Genomic DNA, 25,517 nt, shown 5'->3' on the forward strand with positions numbered 1-25,517 from the left:
AACATGCTTCCCAGCAGAAGGTGATCCGTGACTCCGTCGTCCCAACCCCCGCGCAGCAAGACCCGACCCGCGGGCGCGGGCACGAAGCCAGCGCGCGTGGCCTCCGGCGGCCCCAAGGCGAACCGGGCACCGGCACGTGCGGCAGCCACTCCGCCTCGGCAACCCCGGCGCACCAAGCCCGTGCGGCTGGGCATGGGACACCCGCGTCGGCGGGCTCGCTTCCTGATGGTCGCGGTGCTGTTCATCTTCAGTCTGTTGGCGGCGCAGATGTTCCGGATCCAGGGCATCGATGCGGCCACCGTCGCGCAGCAGGCGTACGAGTCGCGAGTGGCCAAGGTGACCACGCCGGCCGCCCGCGGCAGCATCGTCAGCGATGACGGCACCGCTTTGGCGGTGACCGTCGAGCGACGCAACGTCACGGCGGACGCCACGGCGACCGCGCAGTACGGCAACAACAACGGTGTGCGCACCGACGCCGCGCTGCGCAACGCCGCGGAGAAGATCGCCCCGATCGTCCAGGCCGACCCGAACGCGCTCTACGCGACCCTCGTCAAGGCCAACGCGGCCAATTCCCAGTTCGTCTACTTGGTCAAAGACATCTCACCGGCGCAGTGGAAGCAGATCAACGCGCTGGGGATCCCGGGGATCTACTCCGAGACGGTTATGAAGCGTGAGTACCCGCAGGGCACCAGTGTCGCGCCGCTGGTCGGGTGGGTGAACGCCGCCGGTGTCGGCTCCGGCGGCGTCGAGGCGATGGAGAACAAACTGCTGAACGGCACACCCGGCGTGCACGTCTTCGAACGGGACGCCTACGGGCAGCCGATCGCGACCGGTGAGTCCAAGGACACCCCGGCAACCCCCGGTGAGTCGGTCAAACTCACCATCGACAACGACTTGCAGTGGTACGCCTCCAACGCGATCGCGGCCGAGGTCAAGAAGTACAACGCCGACGATGGGTCGGTCGTCGTCCTCGATCTGAACGGACACATCAAGGCGGCGGCGTCCTACCCCAGCTTCGACAACAACAACATCGGCGCGGCCACGGGCAACCTCAACTCGCTGCCCTTCACCCAGGCGTACGAACCCGGCTCGACCAGCAAGCTGGTGACCTTCTCCGCGTTGTTGCAGGAGGGGACGACGACCCCGACCAGCCAGTTCACGGTCCCCAACCGGCTGCAGCGGGGCACCAAGACGCTGCAGGATTCACACAACCACGCCACCCTGTCGCTGACCTCGGCCGGCATCGTGGCCGAGTCCTCGAACATCGGCACCGTGCTCGCCGGTGAGCAAATGGATCCAGCGACCATGTACTCCTACATGAAGAAATTCGGGTACGGCGCGAGCACAGGGGTCGGGTTCCCGGGCGAGAGCGGTGGCCTGCTGGCGAACTACAGCAAGTGGGATGCTGCCCAGCGCTACACCGTGCTCTACGGACAGGGCCTGTCCACGACGCTGCTGCAGCAGGCCTCGGTGGCCCAGACCATCGCCAACAAGGGAGTGCGCACTCCGCTGTCGTTGATCGCGGGGACCAGCACCGACGGTCAGACCTGGACTGCGCCGCAGGACTCGCGCACACCCACCCGCGTGGTCTCCGAACAAGTCGCGCAGGAGATGACCACCATGATGGAGGGCGTGGTCGATGACAAGAACGGCACGGCGCCCAGCGCCAAGGTGGCCGGTTACAACGTGGCCGGGAAGACCGGTACGGCTGACCGCTACAGCGTGATCGCGCACGGTTACCGCGGTCACGTGGCCTCCTTCGTCGGCTTCGCCCCGGTCGATAATCCGCAGTACATCGTCGCGGTGATGGTCGACAACCCCAAGTCCGGCTCGATCTTCGGCGGCGACATCGCGGCACCGGTCTTCTCCCAGATCATGGGGTACGCGCTGCACCGCGGCGGCGCCCCGCTGGACACCACCAAGCCCACGCTGTTCCCCACCACCTGGGATCACAAGACCGAGTCGGACGACTGACAACACCCAGTCCGATGATTCCGCTCTCCCTATCCCAGATCGCTCGCGCCGTCGACGCCGAGCTGGTCGCTGCAGACGCCGCGGACCTCGTGGTCGACGGTCCCGTGGTGATCGACTCCCGGCTGGCCGGCCCGGGCTCGCTGTACGTCGCCCGGATCGGTGAACACGCCGACGGTCACCAGTTCGCTCCGGCCGCTGTCGCGAACGGTGCGGTGGCCGTGCTCGGGCTGCGGCCGATCGAGGACGTCCCGACGCTCGTCGTACCTGACGTCCAGGACGCCTTCGCGCGGTTGGCCCGGTTCGTCGTCGACCAGAGTCCCGGTCTGCAGATCGTGGGGATCACCGGTAGCTCCGGCAAGACCTCGACGAAGGATCTGCTGGCCCAGGTGCTGACCACCCAGGGCCCGACGGTTGCCCCGGTCGGGTCGTTCAACTCCGAGGTCGGCGTACCCCTCACCGTGTGCCGGGTGGCGCCCGATACGCGGTATCTCGTGGCGGAGATGGGCGCGGACGGCGTGGGCCACATCGCCTACCTGACCACCATCGCACCGCCGCGGATCGGCATCGTGCTCAACGTCGGTACCGCACACCTGGCCGGTTTCGGCAGCGTCGAGGCGATCGCGTCGACCAAATCGGAGCTGGTCGCCGCGCTGCCAGCCGAGGGGTTGGCCATCCTGAACGCCGACGACGACCGGGTGCGGGCCATGCGGGCCGTGACCGATGCCCGGGTCCTGTTGGTCGGCACCAGTGCCGACGCCGATCTTCGCGCCAGCGACGTACGTCTCGACGACGCCGGACGCGCGCAATTTGTGGTGCACGGCTGGGCCGCCGAGCCGGTAGCTGTCGCGTTGCGACTGGCCGGTGCGCATCACGTCGGTAACGCCCTGGCCGTGCTGGCGGCGGCTCGCGAACTGCGCGTCCCCGACGAGCAGGCGCTCGCCGCGGTCCAGGCCGCCGGTCCGGTGAGCCGCTGGCGGATGGAGATCTTCGACCTGCCCAACGGGGTCCGGGTTGTCAATGACGCGTACAACGCCAACCCCGATTCGATGGCCGCGGCGCTGCGGGCGCTGGCCGCGATGGGGTCCGGTCGGCGGACGATTGCCGTGCTCGGTCAGATGCTCGAACTCGGCGACATTTCGCTGGCCGCCCACGAGCAGGTCGGGCGGTTGGCCGGCCAGCTGGGCATCGACGTACTGGTAGCGGTGGGGCCCGGAGCCGAACCGATCGGAACCGAAGCGCAGGCGGACGGGGTTTCGGTACGGTTCGTAGCGGATGTCGATGCCGCGCACGAGCAGTTGCGCGGCATGATGGAAGATGGCGACGTCGTTTTGTTCAAATCGAGTAGGGATTCCGGCTTGCGTTACCTGGGGGATCGCATCATCACCGAAGCCGGAGGAGTGGTGCCGCAGTGAAGGCCGTCCTCATCGGTTCACTGACCGCACTGCTGATCGGTCTGTTCGGTACCCGGGCCTTCATCGGCTTCCTGGTGAAGAAAGGCTACGGCCAGTTCATCCGGGACGACGGACCAACCAGTCACCACACCAAGCGCGGCACCCCCACCATGGGCGGGGCGGTGATCATCGGGGCAACCCTGGTCGGGTACGCCGTGGCTCACCTGGCCACGCTCAGCGCCCCGAGCGTGTCCGGGCTGCTCGTCCTCGGGCTGATGGTCGGTCTGGGTGCGGTCGGGTTCGCCGATGACTGGACCAAGATCAGCCGGCACCGGTCCCTGGGACTGAACACCTACCAGAAGCTGGCCTGTCAGGTGGTGATGGCAACCATCTTCGCCATCCTCGCCGTGAACTTCCCCGACAAGGGCGGGCGGACGCCGGCCAGCTGGCACATCTCCTTCGTGCGGGACACCTGGGTCAACCTGGCCTTCGCCGGCACTGCGGTGGGCCTGATCCTGTTCATCATCTGGGCCAACCTGCTGGTCGCGGGTACCTCCAACGGCGTCAATCTCACCGACGGTCTCGACGGCCTGGCGACCGGTGCCTGTGTGATGGTCTTCGGCGCCTACCTGTTGATCTGCATCTGGCAGTTCAACCAGAACTGCGAGTACGTCGAGACGACCAAGTGTTACAACGTGCGCGACCCCTACGACCTTGCCGTGATCGCCGGTTGTATCACCGCCGCGTGTTTCGGCTTCCTGTGGTGGAACGCCGCGCCCGCCAAGATCTTCATGGGCGATACCGGCTCGCTGGCGCTGGGTGGTGCCCTCGCTGGTCTGGCGATCACCACCCGCACCGAACTCCTGCTGGTGATCATCGCCGGGCTCTTCGTCATGGAGGCCGTCTCGGTGATCCTGCAGGTCGGCTCGTTCAAGCTACGCGGCGGTAAACGGGTCTTCCGCATGGCCCCGATCCATCACCATTTCGAGTTACTCGGCTGGGCGGAGATCACCGTCACGGTGCGGTTCTGGATCATCGCCGGGCTGTGCGTGTCAGTCGGCTTGGGCCTCTTCTACGCAGAGTGGGTTGTCGGTGCCTCCTGAATCCGGTGAGTTGTGGCCGGTGGACCCGGCGTACGAACCCCTGCGCGGTGCCCTCGAACTGACCCACCGGGACGCCGACTGGTCCGGGCTGTCCGTTGCCGTGATGGGACTGGGCGTCAGCGGTTTCGCCGCGGCCGACGCGCTGCTCGAACGCGGTGCCACCGTCACCGTGCTGTCCAGTTCCCGCACCGAGCGCGAGGCCGAACGCGCGCAGATCCTCGAGGTGCTCGGGGCGAGCGTGCTCTTCGGCGCGCAGCACCAGCAGGCCCCGCCCGCTGGCACCAATCTGGTGGTCACCTCACCGGTGGTGCCCCCGACCCATCCCCTCATGGTCGCCGCCGACGCGGCGGGTATCCCGATCTGGGGCGAGGTCGAACTCGCCTGGCGGATGCGGGCGCGGGAGGGCGCGGCGCCCTGGCTGACCGTGACCGGCACCAACGGCAAGACCACCACGGTGACCATGCTGGAGTCGATCCTGCGCGCGTCTGGTCTGCGGGCGGTTGCTGCTGGAAACGTCGGCCTGCCGATCCTGGAAGCTGTCCTGCACCCCGAGCCCTACGACGTGATCGCGGTCGAATTGTCCAGCTTCCAGTTGTACTGGTCGCGCTCCATCTCACCGGTCGCGTCGGTATGCCTCAACGTGGCCCCCGATCACATCGATTGGCACGGTTCCTTCGAGGAGTACGCCCGCTGCAAGGGGCGTGTCTACGAGCGGACCCAGGTGGCCTGCCTCTACAACGAACAGGACACCCTCACCCGCGAACTGGTCGAGCAGGCGGAGGTGGTCGAGGGTGCCCGCGCGATCGGTTTCACCCTCGGCATCCCCGCGGTCTCCATGCTCGGTGTCGTCGACGATGCGCTCGCCGACCGTGCGTTCGTCGAGGACCGTCGGCACAACGCGGCCGAGTTGGCCCGGTTCGCAGACCTTTCCGTGGCCGGCGAGGATCCCGCACCGCACTACGTCGCCAACGCCCTGGCTGCGGCCGGGCTGGCGCGGGCGTACGGCGTAGCCCCCGTCGCCGTGCGCGACGGGCTGCGCGACTACCGCCCGCAACCGCACCGCACGACCCACGTGGTCACCCACGAAGGCGTCCGCTACATCGACGACTCCAAGGCCACCAATCCCCAAGCGGCCGGCGCCGCGCTCGCGGCCTACGACCCGATCGTCTGGATCGCCGGCGGTCAGTTGAAGGGCGCCGAGATCGATGACCTGGTGCGCGAGTCGGCGTCCCGATTGCGCACCGCGATCGTGCTCGGCGTGGACCGGGAGTTGATCGTGGCCGCGTTGCAGCGACACGCACCCGATGTCCCACGGCTGGTCATCGATGACACCGACACTGGTGCCATGGATCAGGCGGTGGCGATGGCGATCGAAGCCGCCCGACCGGGCGACACCGTGCTGCTGTCCCCGGCGGCCGCGTCGCTGGACATGTTCGAGAACTACGGTGCCCGCGGTGATGCGTTCGCCGCCGCGGTTCGTCGGGCTCTGCACCTGGACGAAGACGCGTGACCGCTTCGACCGGTGCTGACCGCGCCGCACCGGCCGGCGGATTTCGTCGCGCCGTCCACGCCGCCTGGGAGCGTCTGGAATCGCCGGTTGCGCCCTACTACCTGATCCTGGGCTCGACGGTGTTGCTCACCGTCTTCGGTTTGGTGATGGTGCTGTCCGCCTCCAGCGTCGAACTGCTCACCAGCAACAAGTCGCCGTACTCGGCGTTCATCAACCAGGCGGTTTTCGCGACGGTCGGCGCAGTGGGTGCCCTCGTCGCCAGCCAGCTGCCGGTGGTCTGGTGGAAGCGTCTGGCGTTCCCGATCTATGCGCTGGCCGTGGTGCTGTTGGCAGCGGTCATGCAGTTCGGCGTCACGATCGGCGGGAACAAGAACTGGCTGAGTTTCGGTGGGATCACCCTGCAGCCCTCCGAATTGGCCAAACTCGCCCTCGTCCTGGTCGGTGGCGCGGTGCTGACCCGCAAGCGACCGCTGATCGGCCAGGCCCGCCACGCCCTCATTCCGTACGTCCTGCCCCTGGCGCTGATCGCGATCGGGCTGGTCATGGCCGGGCAGGACCTCGGCACGACCTTGGTGCTCGGCTTGATCGTGGGAACCGCACTGTTCGTCGCCGGGATGCGGCTGCGGATCTTCGGCGTCTTCGCTGCTCTGGTCGCCGTGCTGGCCGTCGTCGGAGTCATCACCCGGGGCAGTCGGATGAGCCGCATCAACGCCTGGGTCGGTAGCTGCAGTGACGTGCACGCCGAAGGCTGCTGGCAGAAGGTGCACGGGCTCTACGCGATGGCAGACGGCGGCTGGTGGGGGGTCGGCCTCGGCGCATCGCGGGAGAAGTGGTCCTGGCTTCCAGAGGCGCACAACGACTTCATCTTCGCGATCGTGGGCGAGGAACTCGGCCTTCCCGGCACACTGGCCCTTCTTGCCCTGTACGTCGCCCTCGCCTTCGGCTGTTACCGGTTGATCGTGCTGTCCCGGGACAACTTCGTGCGGATCACCACCGCGGCGACGATGGTGTGGATCATCGGCCAAGCGGCTATCAACATCGGCTCGGTGACCGGCCTGCTGCCGATCATCGGGATCCCGTTGCCGTTGCTGTCCTCCGGAGGTTCGGCGTTGATCACGACCCTGGTCGCGCTCGGCATGCTCTTGTCGTTCGCGCGCAACGAGCCACAGTGCAAACGCATGCTCGGGTCCCGCCCGAGTGTGGTGCGCAGCGCGATGGCCGTACTCCCGGCGCGGGGGAAGCGTTCGTGAGCGACGCGCCCTCGGTCGTCCTCGCCGGCGGCGGGACGGCCGGTCACATCTCGCCGTTACTCGCCACCGCTGAGGCGCTGCTGATCGCCCATCCCGACGCCCGGATCACGGCGCTGGGTAGTTACGGCGGGCTGGAAGAGCGCATCGTGCCCGCCGCCGGTGTCGACCTGCGGCTGATCCCCAAGGCAGCCTTCCCCCGACGCCCCGATCTGGACGCGGTGAGGTTTCCCGCCCGCCTGCGCAGCGCCGTACGCACCACGCGGGACCTGCTGCGTGAAGTGGACGCGGATGCGGTCGTGGGGTTCGGCGGGTTCGTCAGCCCGCCGGCGTTCCTGGCGGCTCGTCGCTCCCGCGTGCCGATCGTCGTACACGAGGGCAACGCCATGCCGGGGATGGCCACCAAACTCGGTGCGCGGTTGACCGATCACGTCGCCACGACGTTCCGGGCCACCGATCTGCCGCACGCCATCCGCACGGGAATGCCGTTGCGGCAACAGATCACGTCGGTGGATCGGGCCGCCCTGCGACCGGAGGCGCTGGCTACCTACGGACTGGCCGATGACCGGCCGACCGTGCTGGTCACGGGTGGATCCCTTGGTGCTCAATCGATCAACGACGCCTTCGCCGGGGCGGTGCGCGACCTGCGTGCGGCCGGGATCCAGGTGCTCCACATCAGCGGTCGCGGCAAGGAATTCGACCCCGGCCCGGGAGCGGCGGGTGATCCGGTGTACGTCGTCGTCCCGTACGCCGATCGCATGGAACTCGCGTACGCCGTGGCTGACCTGGTGGTCACCCGGGCGGGCGGCAACATGGTCTGCGAGGTCGGATCGCTCGGATTGCCAGCGGTTTTCGTCCCCTTGCCGCACGGCAACGGCGAGCAACGGCTGAACGCTGGCGACGCCGTCGATGCCGGGGCCGCGGTGCTGGTGCCCGATGATGAGTTCACCGCCGGTTGGATCGCCGCCAACCTGCCCGGCCTGGTTCGTGACACCGAGCGTCTCGCGGCGATGTCGGAGGCTGCGTCCGGACAAGGCCATCAACACGCAGCGGCCGCACTGGTGGCCATCATCGACGAAGCGATAGGGGAGCGCGCCCATGGTGTTCGGTAGGAACGACCGGTTCGATTTCTCGGTTCCGTTGCCGCACCTGGCCGATGCCACGCACGTGCACTTCATCGCAATCGGTGGTTCGGGGATGGTCGGCATCGCCAAACTGTTCCTGGGGTACCGCCGCCCGGACGGCTCGGCGATCACCGTCACCGGGTCGGATCGCGCCGAATCCGAACGGGTTTCCGACGTCCGTGAGCACGGGGCAACGGTCACCATCGGCCAGAGCGCGCAGACCGCGCGCGACCTGCCCGATGGAGCGTGGGTCGTGGTGTCGACCGCGATCCGGGAGGACAACCCGGAGTTGCAGGTGGCCCGGGAGCGCGGACTGCTGATCCTGCACCGGAGCCAGGCGATCGTCGTGGCGATGGACGGGCGTGCCGCGATTGCCGTCACCGGCACCAACGGCAAGACGACGACCAGTTCGATGGCCACCGTCGCGATGCGCGCGTGCGGTCTTGATCCGTCCTTCATCACCGGGGCTGCCATCGGCGGCATCGGCGCGAGTTCCGGTGCGGGGCAAGGCGATTACTACGTAGCTGAGGTGGATGAGTCCGACGGATCCTTTGTGGTCTACCACCCGAAGGTCGCCATCGTCACGAGTATCCGCGAGGACCACCTCGACTTCTGGGGCGACCTGGACACGATGTTCGACGGCTACGTCTCGTTCGCCGAGACCATCCAGGCGGGCGGTCTTCTCGCCGCGTGTGCCGATGAGGTCGGTTCGGCCCGTTTGGCGCAGGTGGCACGGGACCGGGGGATCCGGACCGCGACCTACGGTCATGGGGCCGAAGCCGATCTGCAACTGACCCAGGAGTTGCTGGGCCCGAAGGAGTGGGCAGCCACCGTACGGTTCGCCGACACGGGGGAGGAGCACCGCATGAGCGTGCAGATCCCCGGCGCTGTCAACCTGATGAACGCCGCATCCGTGGTGCTTGCCCTGAGCGAGGGGCTGGGGGTCGCACGCGACCGTGCGGTCTGGGCTGTCGGCGAATTCACCAGTGTCAAAAGGCGTTTCGAGCTGCGCGGCACACCGCGGGGCATTCGGGTCATCGACGACTACGCGCACAACGCCGACAAGGTCGCCGCCCTCGTCCAGACCGGTGTTGCCACTAAGGGCGACGGCAAGGTGATCGCGGTTTTCCAGCCGCACCTGTTCACCCGCACACAACGCTTCGCCCAGGAGTTCGCCGACGCCATGGCGCCGGCCGATGTCGCGATCGTGATGGACGTCGCGCCATCCCGGGAGGATCCGATCCCCGGCGTGACGGGTGCGGTGATCGCCGACCGCATCGTCGGCACGACTGCCCTCTATACGCCGACCGACGACGCAACCATTGAGGCGATCCTCGAGCACGCTGCGCCGGGGGACCTGGTGCTGCTGGCCGGATCCGGATACGTCACCACGATCGTTCCGCGGATCGTCGCCTCCCTGGAGAGCGGACACCTCGAGCCGGTCTGAACCGGCGCTACCAGCGGGCCTGTCGCTGCCAGTCGTCGTCGCCGATGAGGTATCCGTCCGCGATCAGGGCAGCTGCCAGTTCTTCGCGGCTACGCACCGGGACGCCGTTCTGGCGGTACTTGCGCCGAGTAGCGGCGATGTGGGTCTTCACCGTGGCTGGGGCCAACCCCAGGGAGCGGCCGATCGCTGCCGGCGTCAGGCCGCGTCGGGAGGCGTGCAGACTGGCCAGCTGCAATTCGCGGTCGGTCAACGTGGTCCCGGTCGCGGCTCGGTCCGGGCGGCGATGAGGACGTTCGGCGGTCATCGCACAGATCGTCGTCACGATGCTGTCCAACGCGCGGGACGGCTCCAACCACGCCACCGCACCCTCGGCGAAGGCACGCTCGCGCAGCGCCGGGGAGTATCGCGTGCCCAGCACGATGACCCCCGAGCGTTCGCGCACCAGACTGCGCACCTTCAAGGCGAGGGGTACGTGATCGTCAAGGTAGGCATCGACGATCGCCCAGGCCGGGGCGAAATCCCACCGCCTGGCGAAGTCTGCCCAGGAGTAGAAGGCGTCGACCGCGACGACGTGATCGGCGCCGTCCAGGCCCTCGCGCAGGGCGTCGGCCACGACGGGGCTGCTGTGCAGCACGATCAGTCTGCGACGGCCGACCGGGGCCGCTGCAACCTTGGCCTGCTCGCTCACATCGGCACACGGTAGTAGCCCAGCTGTGTGATGGGATGGTGATCATGGCGATGGGTGAGCAACCCGGCACCGACGGCCAGTCCGTGCGGGTGGCGATCGCCAGCCAGCTTCCGCTGCACCGCGATGCTCTCCGCATCGCGGTGCAACCGTTCCCGACCCGGGTCGTGCAACCCGGGACCATGGCCCGGGCCAAGGGACATGTCGTCCTGATCGATCGAGTCACCCAGGCGTTCGAGGACTATCTGGACAGCGCCGTCGACCGGCAGCTACCGGTCGTGGTGTGGGGCGGCTACCTTCACCCGACCAACGTGCAAGAGCTCGTGCGGCGCGGAGTTCAGGCCTACGTCTCGGTGATCGGGTCGCGCGACCAGCTCGTGGACGCGGTCCGGACGGCCGGCGGAGGTATGAGCTGGCTACCTGCGCTCGAGCCGGGAACCGCTGAGAGTCTGACCGGCGGCGAGGCCCGGGTGCTGCGCGCCTATCTGCTGGACTATCCGAGCGACAGCCGCCTGGCGGTGGCGCAGCGACTGCAGATCAGTGAGGCGACGCTGAAGGCACACCTGGCCAACGTCCGGCGACGCCTGGAGGAACCCTGCGGCTCGCGCATCAGTCTGCGACGGGCTGTCGTAGCCCGAGGGTGGCTCGAGTCGCGTGACGGGGACCTACCAGGAGAGCCATTACCTTGACCTCCACTCGAGGCTTACTGTCGCGGTCGCGGCCCGCGCCCTCGTAGGATCGTGCGCACCACCCGGAATTTCCAAGGATTTCCGGCATCGGTGTGTCGCCACGGCCAGGTCACCCTCGACCTCGCATGATGGTCACGGCATGCGGTTGCCCGAAGTCTGAGGTTCGACCGGATGCTCAGACCCGTAGTCATGCGTGATAAACCTGCACCACGCGCGCGACTGCACGTGTCGCCTCCTTTGACGCCCCACCGAAAGGCACCCCGGCCGTGGCCAATCCGCAGAACTACCTCGCCGTCATCAAGGTCGTTGGCATCGGCGGCGGCGGCGTCAACGCCATCAACCGGATGATCGAAGTCGGACTCAAGGGCGTGGAGTTCATCGCGATCAACACCGACGCCCAGGCGCTGCTGATGTGTGACGCCGATGTGAAGCTCGAAGTCGGCCGCGAACTGACCCGTGGCCTGGGCGCTGGCGCGGACCCCGAGGTGGGCAAGAAGGCCGCCGAGGATCACGCAGAAGACATCGAGGACGTGCTCAAGGGCGCTGACATGGTCTTCGTGACCGCCGGTGAGGGCGGTGGCACGGGAACCGGTGGCGCCCCCGTGGTCGCACGGATCGCCCGCGGTCTGGGCGCGCTCACCATCGGTGTCGTCACCCGCCCGTTCACCTTTGAGGGCCGCCGCCGCGCCAACCAGGCCGACACCGGCATCAGTGCGCTGCGCGAAGAGGTCGACACCCTCATCGTCATCCCCAATGACCGACTGCTGTCGATCAGCGACCGCAACATCTCGATGCTCGATGCCTTCCACAGCGCCGACCAGGTGCTGTTGTCCGGTGTGCAGGGCATCACCGACCTGATCACCACGCCGGGCCTGATCAACCTGGACTTCGCCGACGTCAAGTCCGTTATGCAGGGCGCCGGTTCGGCGCTGATGGGTATCGGATCGGCGCGCGGCGACGACCGGGCGATCAAGGCGGCCGAACTCGCGATCTCCTCGCCGCTGCTCGAGGCGAGCATCGACGGTGCGCAGGGTGTGCTGCTGTCCGTGCAGGGTGGCAGCGACCTGGGCCTGTTCGAGATCAACGAAGCGGCCCGCCTCGTGCAGGAAGCCGCGCACCCCGAGGCCAACATCATCTTCGGTGCGGTCATCGACGACGCCCTCGGTGACGAGGTGCGGGTCACGGTGATCGCGGCCGGTTTCGACGGCGGTGCACCGCAACGACGCGCTGACGACCGGGCCCTTGGCCAGATCCAGAGCGCCTCACGCCCGCAGGAGCAGGCGGCGCCCGCGCCCGCCGCCCCGGCCGTCCCCGCCGAGCCCACCGGTCCGGACGGCGGCCAGCCGCAGAGCGCTCCGGCGCCGGGTGTGGTGCCGCCGAACGAGGTCACCTTCGATGACCGACCCGAACTGGACGTTCCCGACTTCCTGAAGTGACGTCGTCCCGCTGGTCGGCTGACAACCGGTGTTCTTCTGGTCCGAGCGGGTGACCGGCCCGCGTGGTGCAGTCATCGACTGCTACTTCACTGACCGCGAGGGCGGGGTCAGTGGCGGTGACGTGGGTTCACTCAACCTCAGTGGTGCGGTTGGCGACGATCCCGGCAACGTCGAGGTCAATCGCGGTCGGCTGGCATCCGCGATGGGCATCGAGCGTTCGCGTCTGTTGCTGATGAGCAGCCGGCACAGCACGACCGTCGTACCGGTCACCGACCGCTCGCCAGAGGTGATCGCCGACGGCATGGTGACTGCCACGCCGGGTTCGGCGCTGGTCGCCCTGGCCGCCGACTGCGTGCCGATCCTGCTCTATGACGCCACAGTCGGCGTGGTCGCGGCAGTCCATGCCGGCCGGGTCGGCATGGCGGACGGGATCGTCGCCGAGGCGGTCCAGGTCCTGCGCCGGGAGGGCGCCCAGCAGATCCACGCGATCGTCGGTCCAGCCATCTGCGGCCGGTGCTACGAAGTCCCCGCCGACCTGCAGGAGTCCGTCGCGTCACGCTGGCCGGTCACTCGGTCCGTGACGTGGTCGGGAACTGCGGCGATCGACGTACCTGCCGGGGTTGTCTGGCAACTGGCGCAGGAGGATGTGGCGGTCCGGTGGCTCCCGGGCTGCACCCGGGAGGACCCCACGCTGTTCTCCCACCGTCGCGACCGACCCGGCGGGCGCGGCGCCGGCGTGATCGTCATGCGGGAGGCCGCCGCATGACGGATGCGCGAACCACGCAGCTTGCCGACCGGCTGACGGCCGTCCATCAACGGATCGCAGCGGCGTGCGCGGCGGCACACCGACCCGTTGACGACGTGCGGCTTGTCGTGATCACCAAATACTTCCCGGCCACCGATCTGCACCGGTTGGCCGACCTCGGCGTCATCGACATCGGCGAAAGTCGCGATCAGGAAGCCGCCGCGAAACTCGCCGAGCTGCCTGCGTCGGTGCGCGAGCGGCTCCGGGTGCACTTCATCGGGCAGATCCAGTCCAACAAAGCGCGGCACATCGCGGCGTACGCCGATCGGGTGCAGTCCGTTGATCGGGCCAAGGTGCTGGCACCACTCGCACGCGGCGCGCTGGAGCGGGGGCGGGTGCTGCCGATCTTCCTGCAGGTCGATCTGGCCGGTGACGACCAGGGTCGCGGCGGCGTTCTTCCAGCGAAGTTGCCGGCGCTGGCCGAGGCAGCCGCGACGACCGAGGGTCTCGAACTCGTTGGCCTGATGGCCGTCGCGCCGCTGCACGCCGATCCAGCCGCCGCCTTCGAGCGGTTGGCCAGCCTCTCGCAGCAGCTTCGCGCGGACCACCCGGGCGCCACCCTGATCTCGGCGGGGATGAGTGGTGACCTGGAGCAAGCGGTCGCCGCTGGAGCGACACACCTGCGTGTCGGAAGCGCAATCCTCGGGGATCGACCCGCACCCCGGTAGCGTCCTACCCGAGAACGGCCGGGTCGAACGAGGGAGCAGTCAGTGAGCGGGGCATTGCACAAGACGATGGTCTATCTGGGGTTGGCCGAGGCCGATACCCGCTACGACCAGGGCCACGAAGTCGGCGGCGATTCGTACGCCGACGGTGGGTATGGGACCTACGACGATTACAGTGACACCGGTTACGCCGACGAGCAGGCTGCGCCCCAACCGGCCGCCGTCACGCCGATCACCAAGAACACCGCCGTCGCCACTCAAGCCAGGTTCGAGGCCAGCGCAATGAGCCGCATCAACACGATCCACCCGCGTACCTACAACGAAGCCAAGGACATCGGCGAGTCGTTCCGTGCCGGTGTGCCGGTGATCATGAACCTGTCCGACATGGACGACACCGACGCCAAGCGCCTGGTCGACTTCGCCGCCGGTCTGGTGTTTGGTCTGCACGGCACGATCGAGCGGGTGACCGCCAAGGTGTTCCTGCTGTCGCCGGCCGGCGTCGAGGTCAGTTCCTCCCAGGCCGACGCCGCTGCGGCGGGCCGGGGTCTGTTCAACCAGAGCTGAGTCCCTCCGATGCCGTGACCTGGCATCCGATGGCGCACAATGACTGCCATGACGACCGTCATCTCGGTGATCGCCCTCCTGCTGTACCTGTTCTTCATCGTGCTGCTCGGCCGCCTCGTCCTGGACTGGGTTCAGGTGTTCGCCCGGGACTGGCGACCGCGCGGCCCGGTCCTGGTCGTGGCCGAAGGTATTTACACGATCACTGACCCGCCGTTGAAGTTCCTGCGCCGGTTGATCCCGCCGCTGCGGTTGGGAAACGTGCGTCTGGACCTGGCCTTCCTGGTGCTCGTCCTCGCCGTTTCCCTGCTGCTGTCGGTGCTGCGTTAGAACCCGCCCCGTGGGTGCTGCGGGGCACCTCGATCGAGCACCCGAGTGTGTGTACCCAGCCAGATCTTCTATGGTGTGCAGTGGACTAGTTTCAAACTGTTGTCCGCGTGCCGGCCCACCGGTCGTGACGAGGACAACCCGACAGCACTGAGGTGAACACATGGCGCTGACGCCTGAAGACGTGGTCAAGAAGGAGTTCACCAAGCCACGTGGATTCGGCGGTGGCAAGGGGTACGACGAGATCCAGGTCGACGACTTCCTCGACGAGATCGTCGTCGAGCTGCGCCGGCTGAACAGCGAGAACGAGCAGTTGAGCACCCAGCTCGAGGACTGCCGTCGCAGTAAGGGTTACGTCGCACCGGCCACCAAGGACGCGCCGGCCTCGGACGCCGACGTCACCACCGAGGTGCCGACGGCCGCTGCGGCTGCGTCGACGGATGTCGATCCCGCAATCGCCAAGAAGGCCAACGAGTACGAACAGCAGCTCAAGCAACTGCAGGACGAGCTGGCCGCTGGCAAGGAGCAGTTGACGCAGACCCAGGGCCAGCTGGAGCAGGCGCAGGCCCGCAAGCAGGAACTCGACGAGCAGCTCGCGAAGGCCCAGCAGGACCTGCAGGCCGCCCAGCAGGAGGTCGAGCGCGCCAAGCGTGCCGCCACCGAGCAGGAGGCGCAGAGCGCCAAGCAGGCGGTCGAGTCGTCCGCCGTTGCCCCCGAAGCGGGCGCTGCGACCGTGATCGCCCTGGCCCAGAAGCTGCACGACCAGCACGTGGCCGAGGGTCAGACGGCGCGCGACCAGCTGTTCAAGGAGGGCGAGGACAAGCACGCCGCGTTGCTCGCCGAGGGCACGCAGAAGCGTGATGAACTGGTCAGCGAGGGCGAAGCCACCCGCGACCGGTTGATCCGCGAGGCCACCGAGAAGTCGGATGGTCTGGTGCAGGACGCCGAGCAGAAGAAGTCAGCCATTCTCGCCGAACTGGAGAAAGAGAAGGCCCGACTGACCGGCAATATCGATGAGTTGAAGTCCTTCGAGAGCAATTACCGCAAGCAGCTCAAGGACTACATCAGCGGCCAACTCCAGCAGTTGGACAGCACCGGAGTCGAGCAACAGCCCGCTTCCTGAATCTCATTGTTCGTCTGACGCCGATCACCCTTCGGGGTGGTCGGCGTCAGTTATGCGCGTTTGTCACGGGGATTGGGTTGGCTCTGCATTACTCTCTGTGCCAATCGCGCGCCCGATCTGCGGCGCGTACTGCGAGACGAGGATCCCGGCAGTGAAGAGACCAGCATCGGCGACGACGGCGAGCACCGCTGGACGCTCCGCCACCCGCAGTCCCTCGGCGGCCGCAAAGAAGACCGCTACCGCCAAGAAGTCCGCTACCGCTACGAAGTCCACGACGGCCAAGAGCACCGGGGCGAAGAAGGCCGCAGCCACGAAAACGACCAAGGCGAGTGCCGTCAGCAAAACCGCTCCGACCCGAACCGCTCCCGCCAAGGCCGCCACCAGAAGTGCCAGCGCTGCTCAGAAGACGGCGAAAACGGTCGCGAAAAAGGCTCCGGCCCGCAAGCTAGCGGCCGCGAAGTCACCCGCAGCCAAACCACCGGTGAAAAAGGTGGCGAACAAAGCGCCCGCCACAAAGAAGGCGCCCGCGAAGAAGGCGCCCGCGAAGAAGGCGCCCGCGAAGAAGTCGGCACCCGTGAAAGCGGCGAGCACCAAGAAGGCCACCGCCAACCAAGCCGCTCGCCAAGCAGCCGCCTCGCTGCTCGTCGCGCAGGACGAGTCGCCCTGGACGCCGAGTGAGTTGGCGCAGGTCGCCGCGGAGCTGCGGGCCGATGTCGACCGCCTCAGGGGAGAGGTGGCGCACTTCGAGCATGACTTCACCGATCTGATCAAAGGCGGCGGCGACGGCGCCGGCGACGATCAGGCCGACGTGGGCACGATGAACGTCGAACGAGACCACGAATTGTCCCTGGCCGACAACTCCCGGGCGATGCTGGAGCAGTCCCAGCACGCTTTGGAGCGGATCGCCGACGGTAGCTACGGAATCTGCGAGAGTTGCGGCAAGGCGGTGGGCAAACTTCGACTACAGGCCTTCCCCCGTGCGACCCTATGCATGGCATGCAAACAGAAGCAGGAACGCCGATAGGCGCACACCAGACCGAATCCACCCGTCCCCGGCGGCGCACGATCGCCCTGTTGGTCGGTGTGGCCGTGCTCGGCTACACCCTGGACCAGCTGACCAAGGCGTGGGCGGTGCGGTCGCTGCAACCCGGCGTACCCAAACCGGTCATCGGTGAGCTGCTGCAGCTGGAACTGGTCCGCAACCCCGGTGCGGCGTTCTCGTTCGCGACCAACGCGACCTGGGTGCTGACCGTCATCGCAATCGTCGTGATCGGCGTGGTCTGCTTCATCGCCCGCCGGCTACGCAGCTGGCCGTGGGCGCTGGCCCTGGGGTTGCTGTTGGCCGGGGCGTTGGGCAATCTCACCGACCGCTTCGTGCGGCCGCCCGGCGGCGGTCAGGGGCACGTGATCGACTTCTTGCGGTTGCCGCACTGGCCGGTCTTCAACGTGGCGGACATGTGTGTGGTCACCGCCGCGTGCCTGATCGCCCTGTTGGCCTTCCGCGGCGTCGGCATCGACGGTCAGCGGCAACACGACGTACCCGATGATGCGTCGTGAGTGAGGTCAAAGCGCTGCCCATCCCGGAGGGTCTGGAAGGTGAGCGCGTCGATGCCGCCATCGCCCGGTTGCTCGGCTTCTCCCGGACCCGCGCCGCGGACCTGGCCGCCGGTGGCGCGGTCACCCTCGACCAGCGCCCGGTTGGTAAGTCGGACCGAGTGAGCGCGGGCCAGTGGCTCGAGGTGAGCATGCCGGCGGACTTCGGTCCGCGCAAGGCGACGGTCCGCCCGCAACTCATCGAGAACCTGGGCATCGTCTACGACGACAGTGAGATCGTCGTGGTGGACAAGCCGGTGGGCGTTGCGGCGCACCCCAGCGTGGGCTGGGACGGTCCCGATGTCGTGAGCGGCCTGGCCGCGGCCGGTTACCGGATCTCCACCTCGGGTGCGCCCGAGCGTCAGGGGATCGTCCAGCGGCTCGATGTGGGCACCAGCGGGCTGATGGTCGTGGCCAAGAGCGAGCGGGCCTACACGGTGCTCAAGCAGGCCTTCCGGGACCGCACCGTCGACAAGACCTACCACGCGCTCGTGCAGGGTCTACCGGACCCGGTGGAGGGCACCATCGAGGCACCCATCGGTCGTCATCCGAACCACGACTACAAGTTCGCGGTGATGAACTCCGGGCGGCCCAGCACCACGCATTACGAACTGCTCGAGGCGTTTCCGGCGACGTCGCTGCTGACGGTGCACCTGGAGACCGGGCGCACCCACCAGATCCGGGTGCACTTCAGCGCGCTGCACCGGCCGTTGGTGGGCGATCCGCTCTACGGCGCCGATCCGGGGCTGGCCAAGAAGCTGGGACTGGAGCGGCAATGGTTGCACGCCGTCGAGCTCGGCCTGACCCATCCCGGCTCGGGGGAGTGGATGACCTTCACCAGTCCCTACCCCGCCGACCTGCAGCACGCGCTCGACGTGCTGCGCGCCAGCGACTGAGCGACACTCCGCAGAAGGCCCCGACCTGCGAGGACGTACGTCGATCGCTGGCCGCGGCACGGACTGTCGGCACCCGGATCTAGAATCGTCCCGATGTCTTCAGATCCGGGTTTCGTCCACCTTCACGTCCACACCGAGTACTCCATGCTCGATGGCGCCGCGAAGGTGAAACCCCTTCTGGCAGAAGCAGAAAAGCTCGGAATGCCGGCGATCGCGATGTCCGATCACGGCAACATGTTCGGCGCCTACGACCTCTACACCGCGGCCAAGGGCGGCCCGGTCAAACCCATCCTGGGCATCGAGGCCTATGTGGCACCCAGCACCCGGCACTCGCGCAAGCAGGAGTTCTGGGCCCGCGACGGCGCCCGCGGCGACGACGCCAGCGCGGAGGGCGGCAAGGACGTCTCCGGTGGCGGCCGCTACACCCACATGACGATGTGGGCCAAGGACAGCCAGGGCCTGCGCAACCTGTTCCGGCTCAGTTCCCTCGCCAGTTACGAGGGCTACTACATGAAGCCCCGGATGGACCGCGAGCTGCTGTCCCAGTTCGGCCAGGGCATCATCGCCACCACCGGCTGCCCGTCCGGTGAGGTCCAGACCCGGTTGCGCCTGGGCCAGTTCGACGAAGCGTTGCGGGCCGCCGCCGACTACCAGGACATCTTCGGCAAGGAGAACTTCTTCCTCGAGTTGATGGACCACGGCCTGGACATCGAACGATCGGTGCGGTCGGGCCTGTTGGACATCGCGGGGCGGTTGGACCTGCCGCTGCTGGCGACGAACGACAGCCACTACATCACCAAGGACCAGGCCGACAGCCACGACGACCTGCTGTGCGTCGGCGTTGGTCGCAACAAGGACGACCCGCGCCGCTTCAAATTCAACGGCGACGGCTACTACATCAAGACCGCCGCCGAGATGCGGGAGGTCTTCCGGGAGTTGCCGGAGGCCTGCGACAACACGTTGCGGGTCGCGGAGATGATCGGCGACTACGACGAGGTCTTCACCTACGTCGACCGGATGCCGCAGTTCCCGGACGTGCCCGAGGGGCAGACCCAGGCCGCCTTCCTGCGTGAGCAGATCGCGCTCGGCGTCAAGGACCGGTTCGGCGACGATGCGCCCCAGGAGGTCTGGGACCGGATCGAGACCGAGATGGCCGTCATCGAGCCGATGGGCTTCAGTTCCTACTTCCTGGTCGTGGCCGACATCTGCAAGTACGCCCGCGACAACGGGGTGCCGCTCGGCCCGGGCCGTGGCTCGGCCGCCGGTTCCCTGGTGGCGTTCCTGACCCGCATCATCGAGCTGAACCCGCTCGAGCACGGCTTGCTCTTCGAGCGGTTCCTGAATCCCGAGCGGATCTCCCCGCCGGACGTCGACCTGGACTTCGACGACCGCCAGCGCGACAAGATGGTGCGCTACGTCACCGAGAAGTACGGCGCCGAATACACCGCGCAGGTCAACACGTTCAGCACGATCAAGGCCAAGGCGGCCGTCAAGGACGCCAACCGGATCCTGGGCTTCCCGTTCGCGCTCGGCGACAAGATCACCAAGGCGATGCCGCCGGACGTGCAGGGCAAGGGCGTGCCCCTGAAGGAACTCTTCAACGCTGAGCACGCGCGCTACGCCGAGGGTGCTGACTTCCGGGCGCTGTACGCCGCGGAACCCGAGGTCAAGAAGGTCGTCGACACCGCGATGGGGTTGGAAGGGCTGACCCGGGGGACCGGTGTCCACGCCGCGGCGGTCATCTTGTCCAGCGAACCTCTGCTCGACCTGATCCCACTGCACCGCCGGGACAAGGACGGCACCATCATCACCGGCTTCTCCTACCCGCAGTGCGAGGAGATGGGCCTGGTCAAGATGGACTTCCTGGGCCTGCGAAACCTGGGCATCATCGACCAGGCGCTGAAGAACATCGAGGCCAACCGCGGTGAGCAGCTGACCACCGAAAGCATGCCGTTGGATGATCCGACCACCTACCAGCTGCTCGGTCGCGGTGACACTCTCGGGGTCTTCCAGCTGGACGGCGGCGGGATGCGCACGCTGCTCAAACAGATGGCGCCCACCGGCTTCGCCGATATCACCGCTGTGCTCGCGCTCTACCGGCCCGGTCCGATGGCGGCCAACGCGCACACGGACTACGCCGACCGCAAGAACGGCCGCAAGCCGATCCAGCCGATCCACCCCGAGCTCAAAGAGGCGCTGGATCCGATCCTCGGTGAGACCTACCACCTGCTGATCTACCAGGAGCAGATCATGGCGATCGCCCGCGAGCTCGCGGGCTACACCCTCGGTGGTGCGGACCTGCTGCGCCGGGCGATGGGTAAGAAGAAGCCGGAGATCCTGGCCAAGGAGTTCGACAACTTCTCCGCAGGTATGGCCGCCAACGGCTATTCGCCCAAGGCGACCCAGGCTCTGTGGGACGTCATGCTGCCGTTCGCCGGGTACGCGTTCAACAAATCACACGCGGCCGGCTACGCGCTGGTGTCCTGCTGGACGGCGTACCTGAAGGCCAACTACCCGGCCGAGTACGCCGCGGCGCTGCTCACCTCGGTGCAGGACGACAAGACCAAGATGGCCACCTACCTGGCCGACACCCGGCAGCTCGGGATCAAGGTGCTGCCGCCGGACGTCAACGAGTCGATGGCCGACTTCGCCGCCGTCGGTGCGGACATCCGCTTCGGCTTGGCCGCCGTGCGCAACGTCGGTGCCAGCGTGGTCGAGGGGATCGTCGCCGCGCGCGAGGAGAAGGGCAAGTTCACCTCCTTCGAGGACTTCCTGCGCAAGGTCCCGGCCCAGGTCTGCAACAAGCGCACCGTCGAATCCCTCATCAAGGCAGGCGCATTCGACGATCTGGGGCACCTACGACAGGGTTTGGTGCACGTCCATGAGACGTACGTCGACTCCCTGGTCGAGGAGAAACGGCACGAAGCCGTGGGGCAGGATTCCCTCTTCGGTGGGTTCGGCGATGACGAGGGTGTCCAGTTGGCCGCACTGCCGCCGGTGCCGGAGATCGAGTGGGACAAGCAGACGCTGCTCGCCTTCGAGCGGGACATGCTCGGCCTCTACGTCTCCGATCACCCGCTGTTCGGGATCGAACGGATCCTGGCCAGCCACGCGGATGTCTCCATCGCCAAGCTGCACGGCGACGAAGCGCCGGACGACGGCTCGATGGTGACGATCGCCGGGCTGATCACCGCGGTGCAACTCAAACGCAACAAGCAGGGTGAGACCTGGGCGATCGCGACGGTCGAGGACCTCGAGGGCTCGATCGATGTGATGTTCTTCGCCAAGTCGTACATGACCGTCCAGACCATGCTGACTCCCGACACCGTCTGCGTCATCAAGGGTCGGCTGCGGTTCCGCGACGAGGAGGTGTCGATCCACGCCCAGGATCTGAAGCTGCCGGAGTTGCGCACCGATGCCCGCGGCCCGGTCACCCTGGTGATGCCGTTGTCCCTGGCCAACGAGGGCACGGTGCAGCGGTTGCGTTCGGTGCTCGGCGGACACCCCGGTGCCACCGAGGTGCATCTGCGTCTGGTCCAACCCGGACGCACCGTCACGATGAAGCTGGACGACGAGTGGCGGGTCACCACGTCGCCGGCGTTGTACGGCGATCTGAAGGCCCTGCTCGGCCCCAGCTGTGTGGCGGGTTGAGTCCGCGCCGTCTTTGTCGGCCCGCTTGTGCGCGTCAGCCGTGACGCCACCTGCCGGTAGTGGGAGGCTGGATTACCGCAGACCGCGGACTGACTACGCTGCGTTATGGTCTGCATCAGTTCGCGTTATGGATGCGCGGGGGTCGGAAAGGACGACAGCAAATGACGGGATCTGCAGCGAGCGGGGCAACCCGGCGCAGTGTGTTGGGTGCGGCGGGAGCCGGCCTGGCCGGTCTGGCGCTGGCTGCGTGCGGGGGCAACACCGGTCGACCGGCTGACAGCGGCTCATCCGCCGGCGGTAAACCGACCCTGGCGCAGTGGTACCACCAGTACGGCGAGGACGGCACCGAAGCGGCGGCGAAACGGTTCGCCGCGGCGTACCCGAATGCCACCGTCAACGTGACCTGGGTGCCGGGCGACTACGACAAGAAGGTCGCCGCCTCGCTGCTGACCAACGCCGGGCCGGACGTCTTCGAAGCGGGCAACGGTCCGAGTATCGACATGATCCTGGGAAACCAGGTGGTCGACCTCAGCGGACTGCTCGGTGACGCCCGCTCGGACTACGCACCCTGGCTGCTGGACCGGATGACCTACAAGGACAAGCTGTACGGCATCCCGCAGGACATCGACATGCAGTTGTTCGTCTACCGCAAATCGATGCTGTCCAAGGCGGGGGTCGAGCCGCCGAAGACGTTGGAGGAATTGGTCGCTGCCGCAGGCAAACTCACCACCGGCAAGGTCAAGGGCTTGTTCCTGGGCAACGACGGTGGGGCGGGTGTCGTCGGCGGTCCCATCCTGTGGTCGACCGGTCACGACTACCTGGGCCGGGACAACCAACCGGACTTCAACAATGCCGATGTCCAGTCTGCGCTGAGTACCTTCCACACCCTGTTCACCTCCGGTCACCTGCTGCTCGGCGCGCCCTCGGACTGGTCCGAACCCAACGCGATCGCCCAGGGTCTGACCGCGATGCAGTGGACCGGCCTGTGGACGCTCCCGGCCCTGACCAAGGCGCTCGGCGACGACTTCGGGGTGCTTCCGTTCCCGGCCATCGGAGCCTCCGGCAAGCAGTCGGTGCCGGTCGGCGCGTATGCGTCGGCGGTCAACGCCAAGTCGGCGCACACCAGCGCGGCGAAGGACTTCGTCAAGTGGCTCTGGGTCGACCAGACCGACAAGCAACTGGAGTGGGCTCAGTCCTACGGCTTCCACATCCCGGCGCGAATCAGCCTGCAGGCCAAGGCGGACAAGCTCAAGACCGGACCCGCGGCCGACGCGGTGCGCTACGCCACCGATTACGGTCACGTCCAGACTCCGCTGCTGTGGACGCCGACCAGCGCTGCGGCGTTCAGCGATGCGATCGACAAGATCATCCGCTCGGGAGCCAATCCGGCCAGCACTCTCGCCGGCGTCGAAAGCACCGTCAACACCGAGTTGAAGCGGTTCGCTTGATCCTGCGCCGATGAGTAGCACGCCCGCGGACGCAGCGGGTACGACGGGGCCGCTACCCGCCGTACCCGCTCGTCGTGGTTGGCGCAGCAACCCGCACCTGTGGTTCTGGATCTTCACCGGCCCGTTCTTCGCCGGGTTGTTGATCTTCACCATCTTCCCGATCATCTGGTCGATCTACCTGTCGTTCTTCGAGGCGCGTAACACGGTGACGCCCACCCACTTCGTGGGTCTGGAGAACTACACCCGGATGTTGTCCGACCCGGCGTTCCGCTCCAGCCTGCTCACCTTCGTGGTGTTCGCCGCGTTCATCGTGCCGACGACGTTCGCGCTGTCGCTCGGGTTGGCGGTGCTGGTCAACAGCGTGCGGGCCGCACAGGCGTTCTTCCGGTCGGTGTTCTTCCTGCCGATCGCCTGTTCGTACGTCGCGGCCGCCCTGATCTGGCGCAACTCGTTGTTCTCCGGGGTCAGCTCCGGGTTGGTCAACAGCGTGCTCGGCCTCTTCGGCAAGGACCCGGTCGCCTGGCTGTCGGTCGTGCAACCGCCGTGGTACTGGTTGGTCATCACGACCGTCCGACTCTGGTTGCAGGTCGGTTTCTACATGGTGTTGTTCCTCGCGGCACTCCAACGGATCCCGCGCGGCCAGTACGAAGCGGCTGCCCTCGATGGAGCCGTCGGCTGGAAAGCGTTCCGGTACATCACGTTCCCGCAACTGCGGGCCACCTCGACCGCAGTGCTGATGCTGTTGCTGGTCAATGCGTTCCAGGCGTTCGATGAGTTCTACAACCTCATGGTCAACAGCTCCGGGACCTACCCGCCGTACGCCCGGCCACCGTTGGTCTACCTCTACAACATTGCTCTGGGCAGCGTGCAGGACTTCGGCAACGGCAGTGCGGGCGCAGTCATCCTGACGTTGATCATTGCGATCTTCGCGCTCCTACAGGGCCGGCTCACCGGCCTGGGACGGAGGTCGGACTGATGGCAGCGGTGGGGGTTGATCGCAGTTCGTCGCGGGTCGGTATCACCGTCCGCTACTTCGTCCTGGTGGCGCTCGCGCTGGTCTTCCTGGTGCCGTTCTACCTGATGGTGCGCAACGCCCTGTCGACGGATGCGCAGATCACCAACCCCGAGGGCTGGACCTGGTTCCCCAGCAACCCGCAGTGGTCGAACATCACCGAGGTCTTCTCCGATTCCGCGGTCCCGCTGGCGCACAGCCTGCTGAACTCCGCGATCATCGCCGTCACCCAGACGGTCGTGGTCCTGATCATCTCGGCGATGGCCGGGTACGGCTTGGCTCGGGCGAAGGTCAGCTACGCCAACGCCGTGTTCTACGTGGTTCTGGCCACCCTGCTGATTCCTGCCGCGGTCACCTTCGTCCCGACCTTCGTGATGGTGTCCACCCTCGGCTGGGTCTCCACGCTGCGCGGCCTCATCGTGCCGGGCCTCTTCCAGGCGCTGGCCACGTTCCTGTTCCGGCAGCATTTTCTTGGCTTCCCCCGCGAGTTGGAGGAGGCCGCGATGATCGACGGGGCCGGACCGTGGCGGACCTTCTGGCGGATCGTGATGCCCACCTCTGGGGGGATGCTCGCGGCGGTCGGCACGATCACCTTCATCGGCAGTTGGAACGCGTTCTTGTGGCCGCTGGTGATCGGCCAGGACCAGAACTCCTGGACTGTGCAGTTGTCGCTGTCGACCTACGTGACCGCGCAGAGCGTGAATCTGCACGGCATGTTCATGGCCGCGCTGATCTCGATGCTCCCGTTGCTGCTGATGTTCCTCTTCCTGCAGCGGTGGATCGTCGCAGGGGTGGAGCAGACCGGCATCAACGAGTGACCGTAGATTGCT

24 protein-coding genes are annotated in these 25,517 nt (G+C 67.2%); 21 read left to right on the plus strand and 3 right to left on the minus strand.

Going from position 1 to position 25,517, the window contains the following annotated elements:
* The first annotated feature begins 27 nt into the window (after positions 1 to 27).
* From DR843_RS04225 to murC, 7 genes are read left to right on the plus strand one after another with little or no spacing between them, the layout of a single operon-like run.
* Positions 28 to 1,974, plus strand: a complete 1,947-nt coding sequence (locus DR843_RS04225) for a peptidoglycan D,D-transpeptidase FtsI family protein (RefSeq protein ID WP_146202479.1) — start codon at positions 28 to 30, stop codon at positions 1,972 to 1,974.
* Between the two features lie 14 nt (positions 1,975 to 1,988).
* Entirely contained in the window at positions 1,989 to 3,386 is a 1,398-nt protein-coding gene (locus DR843_RS04230; protein WP_109684250.1) for a UDP-N-acetylmuramoyl-tripeptide--D-alanyl-D-alanine ligase, read from the plus strand.
* Positions 3,383 to 4,468, plus strand: coding sequence for a phospho-N-acetylmuramoyl-pentapeptide-transferase (gene mraY, locus DR843_RS04235; RefSeq protein WP_109684251.1), 1,086 nt, complete (start codon positions 3,383 to 3,385; stop codon positions 4,466 to 4,468). The genes DR843_RS04230 and mraY overlap by 4 nt, the downstream gene beginning before the upstream one ends.
* The gene (gene murD, locus DR843_RS04240) at positions 4,458 to 5,978 is read left to right on the plus strand and encodes a UDP-N-acetylmuramoyl-L-alanine--D-glutamate ligase (protein WP_109684252.1); all 1,521 of its coding nucleotides are present in this window, start codon (positions 4,458 to 4,460) and stop codon (positions 5,976 to 5,978) included. The genes mraY and murD overlap by 11 nt, the downstream gene beginning before the upstream one ends.
* Positions 5,975 to 7,228, plus strand: a complete 1,254-nt coding sequence (gene ftsW, locus DR843_RS04245) for a putative lipid II flippase FtsW (protein ID WP_109684253.1) — start codon at positions 5,975 to 5,977, stop codon at positions 7,226 to 7,228. The genes murD and ftsW overlap by 4 nt, the downstream gene beginning before the upstream one ends.
* The gene (locus DR843_RS04250; RefSeq protein ID WP_109684254.1) at positions 7,225 to 8,337 is read left to right on the plus strand and encodes a UDP-N-acetylglucosamine--N-acetylmuramyl-(pentapeptide) pyrophosphoryl-undecaprenol N-acetylglucosamine transferase; all 1,113 of its coding nucleotides are present in this window, start codon (positions 7,225 to 7,227) and stop codon (positions 8,335 to 8,337) included. The genes ftsW and DR843_RS04250 overlap by 4 nt, the downstream gene beginning before the upstream one ends.
* Positions 8,324 to 9,796 carry a UDP-N-acetylmuramate--L-alanine ligase gene (gene murC / locus DR843_RS04255; protein WP_109684255.1) on the plus strand — a complete coding sequence of 491 codons (1,473 nt, stop codon included), beginning with the start codon at positions 8,324 to 8,326 and terminating at the stop codon, positions 9,794 to 9,796. The genes DR843_RS04250 and murC overlap by 14 nt, the downstream gene beginning before the upstream one ends.
* Positions 9,797 to 9,803: 7 nt before the next feature.
* On the opposite strand, the gene DR843_RS04260 is transcribed toward murC, so the two are convergent.
* Positions 9,804 to 10,484 carry a LuxR C-terminal-related transcriptional regulator gene (locus DR843_RS04260; RefSeq protein WP_109684256.1) on the minus strand — a complete coding sequence of 227 codons (681 nt, stop codon included), beginning with the start codon at positions 10,482 to 10,484 and terminating at the stop codon, positions 9,804 to 9,806.
* A 50-nt stretch (positions 10,485 to 10,534) separates the two neighbouring features.
* On the opposite strand from DR843_RS04260, the gene DR843_RS04265 reads away from it, so the two are divergent.
* The 7 genes from DR843_RS04265 (at position 10,535) to DR843_RS04295 (ending at position 16,087) form a co-directional block, all read left to right on the plus strand.
* Complete coding sequence (locus DR843_RS04265; RefSeq protein ID WP_146202480.1) at positions 10,535 to 11,170, plus strand: helix-turn-helix domain-containing protein; 636 nt, start codon at positions 10,535 to 10,537, stop codon at positions 11,168 to 11,170.
* A gap of 266 nt (positions 11,171 to 11,436) precedes the next feature.
* A complete protein-coding gene (ftsZ, locus tag DR843_RS04270; RefSeq protein ID WP_109684258.1) occupies positions 11,437 to 12,606 on the plus strand; it encodes a cell division protein FtsZ in 1,170 nt (389 codons plus the stop codon).
* A 28-nt stretch (positions 12,607 to 12,634) separates the two neighbouring features.
* Positions 12,635 to 13,372 (plus strand): purine nucleoside phosphorylase YfiH/LACC1 family protein, encoded by a 738-nt coding sequence (locus DR843_RS04275; protein WP_245933983.1) that lies wholly within the window; start codon positions 12,635 to 12,637, stop codon positions 13,370 to 13,372.
* Positions 13,369 to 14,079 carry a YggS family pyridoxal phosphate-dependent enzyme gene (locus DR843_RS04280; protein WP_109684259.1) on the plus strand — a complete coding sequence of 237 codons (711 nt, stop codon included), beginning with the start codon at positions 13,369 to 13,371 and terminating at the stop codon, positions 14,077 to 14,079. The genes DR843_RS04275 and DR843_RS04280 overlap by 4 nt, the downstream gene beginning before the upstream one ends.
* Before the next feature lie 42 nt (positions 14,080 to 14,121).
* Positions 14,122 to 14,640 (plus strand): cell division protein SepF, encoded by a 519-nt coding sequence (locus DR843_RS04285; RefSeq protein WP_109684260.1) that lies wholly within the window; start codon positions 14,122 to 14,124, stop codon positions 14,638 to 14,640.
* Positions 14,641 to 14,688: 48 nt separating this feature from the next.
* Positions 14,689 to 14,967, plus strand: a complete 279-nt coding sequence (locus tag DR843_RS04290) for a YggT family protein (RefSeq protein ID WP_109684261.1) — start codon at positions 14,689 to 14,691, stop codon at positions 14,965 to 14,967.
* 160 nt (positions 14,968 to 15,127) lie between these two features.
* The gene (locus tag DR843_RS04295) at positions 15,128 to 16,087 is read left to right on the plus strand and encodes a DivIVA domain-containing protein (RefSeq protein ID WP_109684262.1); all 960 of its coding nucleotides are present in this window, start codon (positions 15,128 to 15,130) and stop codon (positions 16,085 to 16,087) included.
* A gap of 63 nt (positions 16,088 to 16,150) precedes the next feature.
* Here the strand turns inward: DR843_RS04295 and DR843_RS20485 are convergent, their stop codons facing one another.
* Together DR843_RS20485 and DR843_RS20490 are read right to left on the minus strand one after the other, a co-directional pair.
* Positions 16,151 to 16,429 carry a hypothetical protein gene (locus tag DR843_RS20485; RefSeq protein WP_177647411.1) on the minus strand — a complete coding sequence of 93 codons (279 nt, stop codon included), beginning with the start codon at positions 16,427 to 16,429 and terminating at the stop codon, positions 16,151 to 16,153.
* A 57-nt stretch (positions 16,430 to 16,486) separates the two neighbouring features.
* Entirely contained in the window at positions 16,487 to 16,681 is a 195-nt protein-coding gene (locus tag DR843_RS20490; protein ID WP_177647413.1) for a hypothetical protein, read from the minus strand.
* Between DR843_RS20490 and DR843_RS20495 the strand changes: the two genes are divergently transcribed.
* The 7 genes from DR843_RS20495 to DR843_RS04340 all read left to right on the plus strand — a co-directional run bounded on the left by DR843_RS20495 (position 16,662) and on the right by DR843_RS04340 (position 25,505).
* Complete coding sequence (locus DR843_RS20495; RefSeq protein ID WP_177647415.1) at positions 16,662 to 17,111, plus strand: TraR/DksA family transcriptional regulator; 450 nt, start codon at positions 16,662 to 16,664, stop codon at positions 17,109 to 17,111. The two genes, DR843_RS20490 and DR843_RS20495, sit on opposite strands and share 20 nt — an antisense overlap.
* A complete protein-coding gene (lspA, locus tag DR843_RS04315; protein ID WP_109684266.1) occupies positions 17,084 to 17,644 on the plus strand; it encodes a signal peptidase II in 561 nt (186 codons plus the stop codon). Before DR843_RS20495 ends, lspA begins: the two co-directional genes overlap by 28 nt.
* Positions 17,641 to 18,576 (plus strand): RluA family pseudouridine synthase, encoded by a 936-nt coding sequence (locus tag DR843_RS04320; protein ID WP_109684267.1) that lies wholly within the window; start codon positions 17,641 to 17,643, stop codon positions 18,574 to 18,576. Before lspA ends, DR843_RS04320 begins: the two co-directional genes overlap by 4 nt.
* Positions 18,577 to 18,669: 93 nt before the next feature.
* A complete protein-coding gene (gene dnaE / locus DR843_RS04325) occupies positions 18,670 to 22,227 on the plus strand; it encodes a DNA polymerase III subunit alpha (RefSeq protein ID WP_109684268.1) in 3,558 nt (1,185 codons plus the stop codon).
* A 161-nt stretch (positions 22,228 to 22,388) separates the two neighbouring features.
* On the plus strand, positions 22,389 to 23,675 hold the full coding sequence (locus DR843_RS04330) for an ABC transporter substrate-binding protein (protein WP_109684269.1): 1,287 nt from the start codon (positions 22,389 to 22,391) through the stop codon (positions 23,673 to 23,675).
* Positions 23,676 to 23,685: 10 nt separating this feature from the next.
* Positions 23,686 to 24,651 carry a carbohydrate ABC transporter permease gene (locus tag DR843_RS04335; RefSeq protein WP_245933984.1) on the plus strand — a complete coding sequence of 322 codons (966 nt, stop codon included), beginning with the start codon at positions 23,686 to 23,688 and terminating at the stop codon, positions 24,649 to 24,651.
* Positions 24,651 to 25,505: a carbohydrate ABC transporter permease gene (locus DR843_RS04340; RefSeq protein WP_109684270.1), complete on the plus strand. Its 855-nt coding sequence runs from the start codon at positions 24,651 to 24,653 to the stop codon at positions 25,503 to 25,505. The genes DR843_RS04335 and DR843_RS04340 overlap by 1 nt, the downstream gene beginning before the upstream one ends.
* Positions 25,506 to 25,517: the final 12 nt, after the last annotated feature.

The organism is Branchiibius hedensis, from assembly GCF_900108585.1.
Taxonomy (GTDB): Bacteria; Actinomycetota; Actinomycetes; order Actinomycetales; family Dermatophilaceae; genus Branchiibius; species Branchiibius hedensis.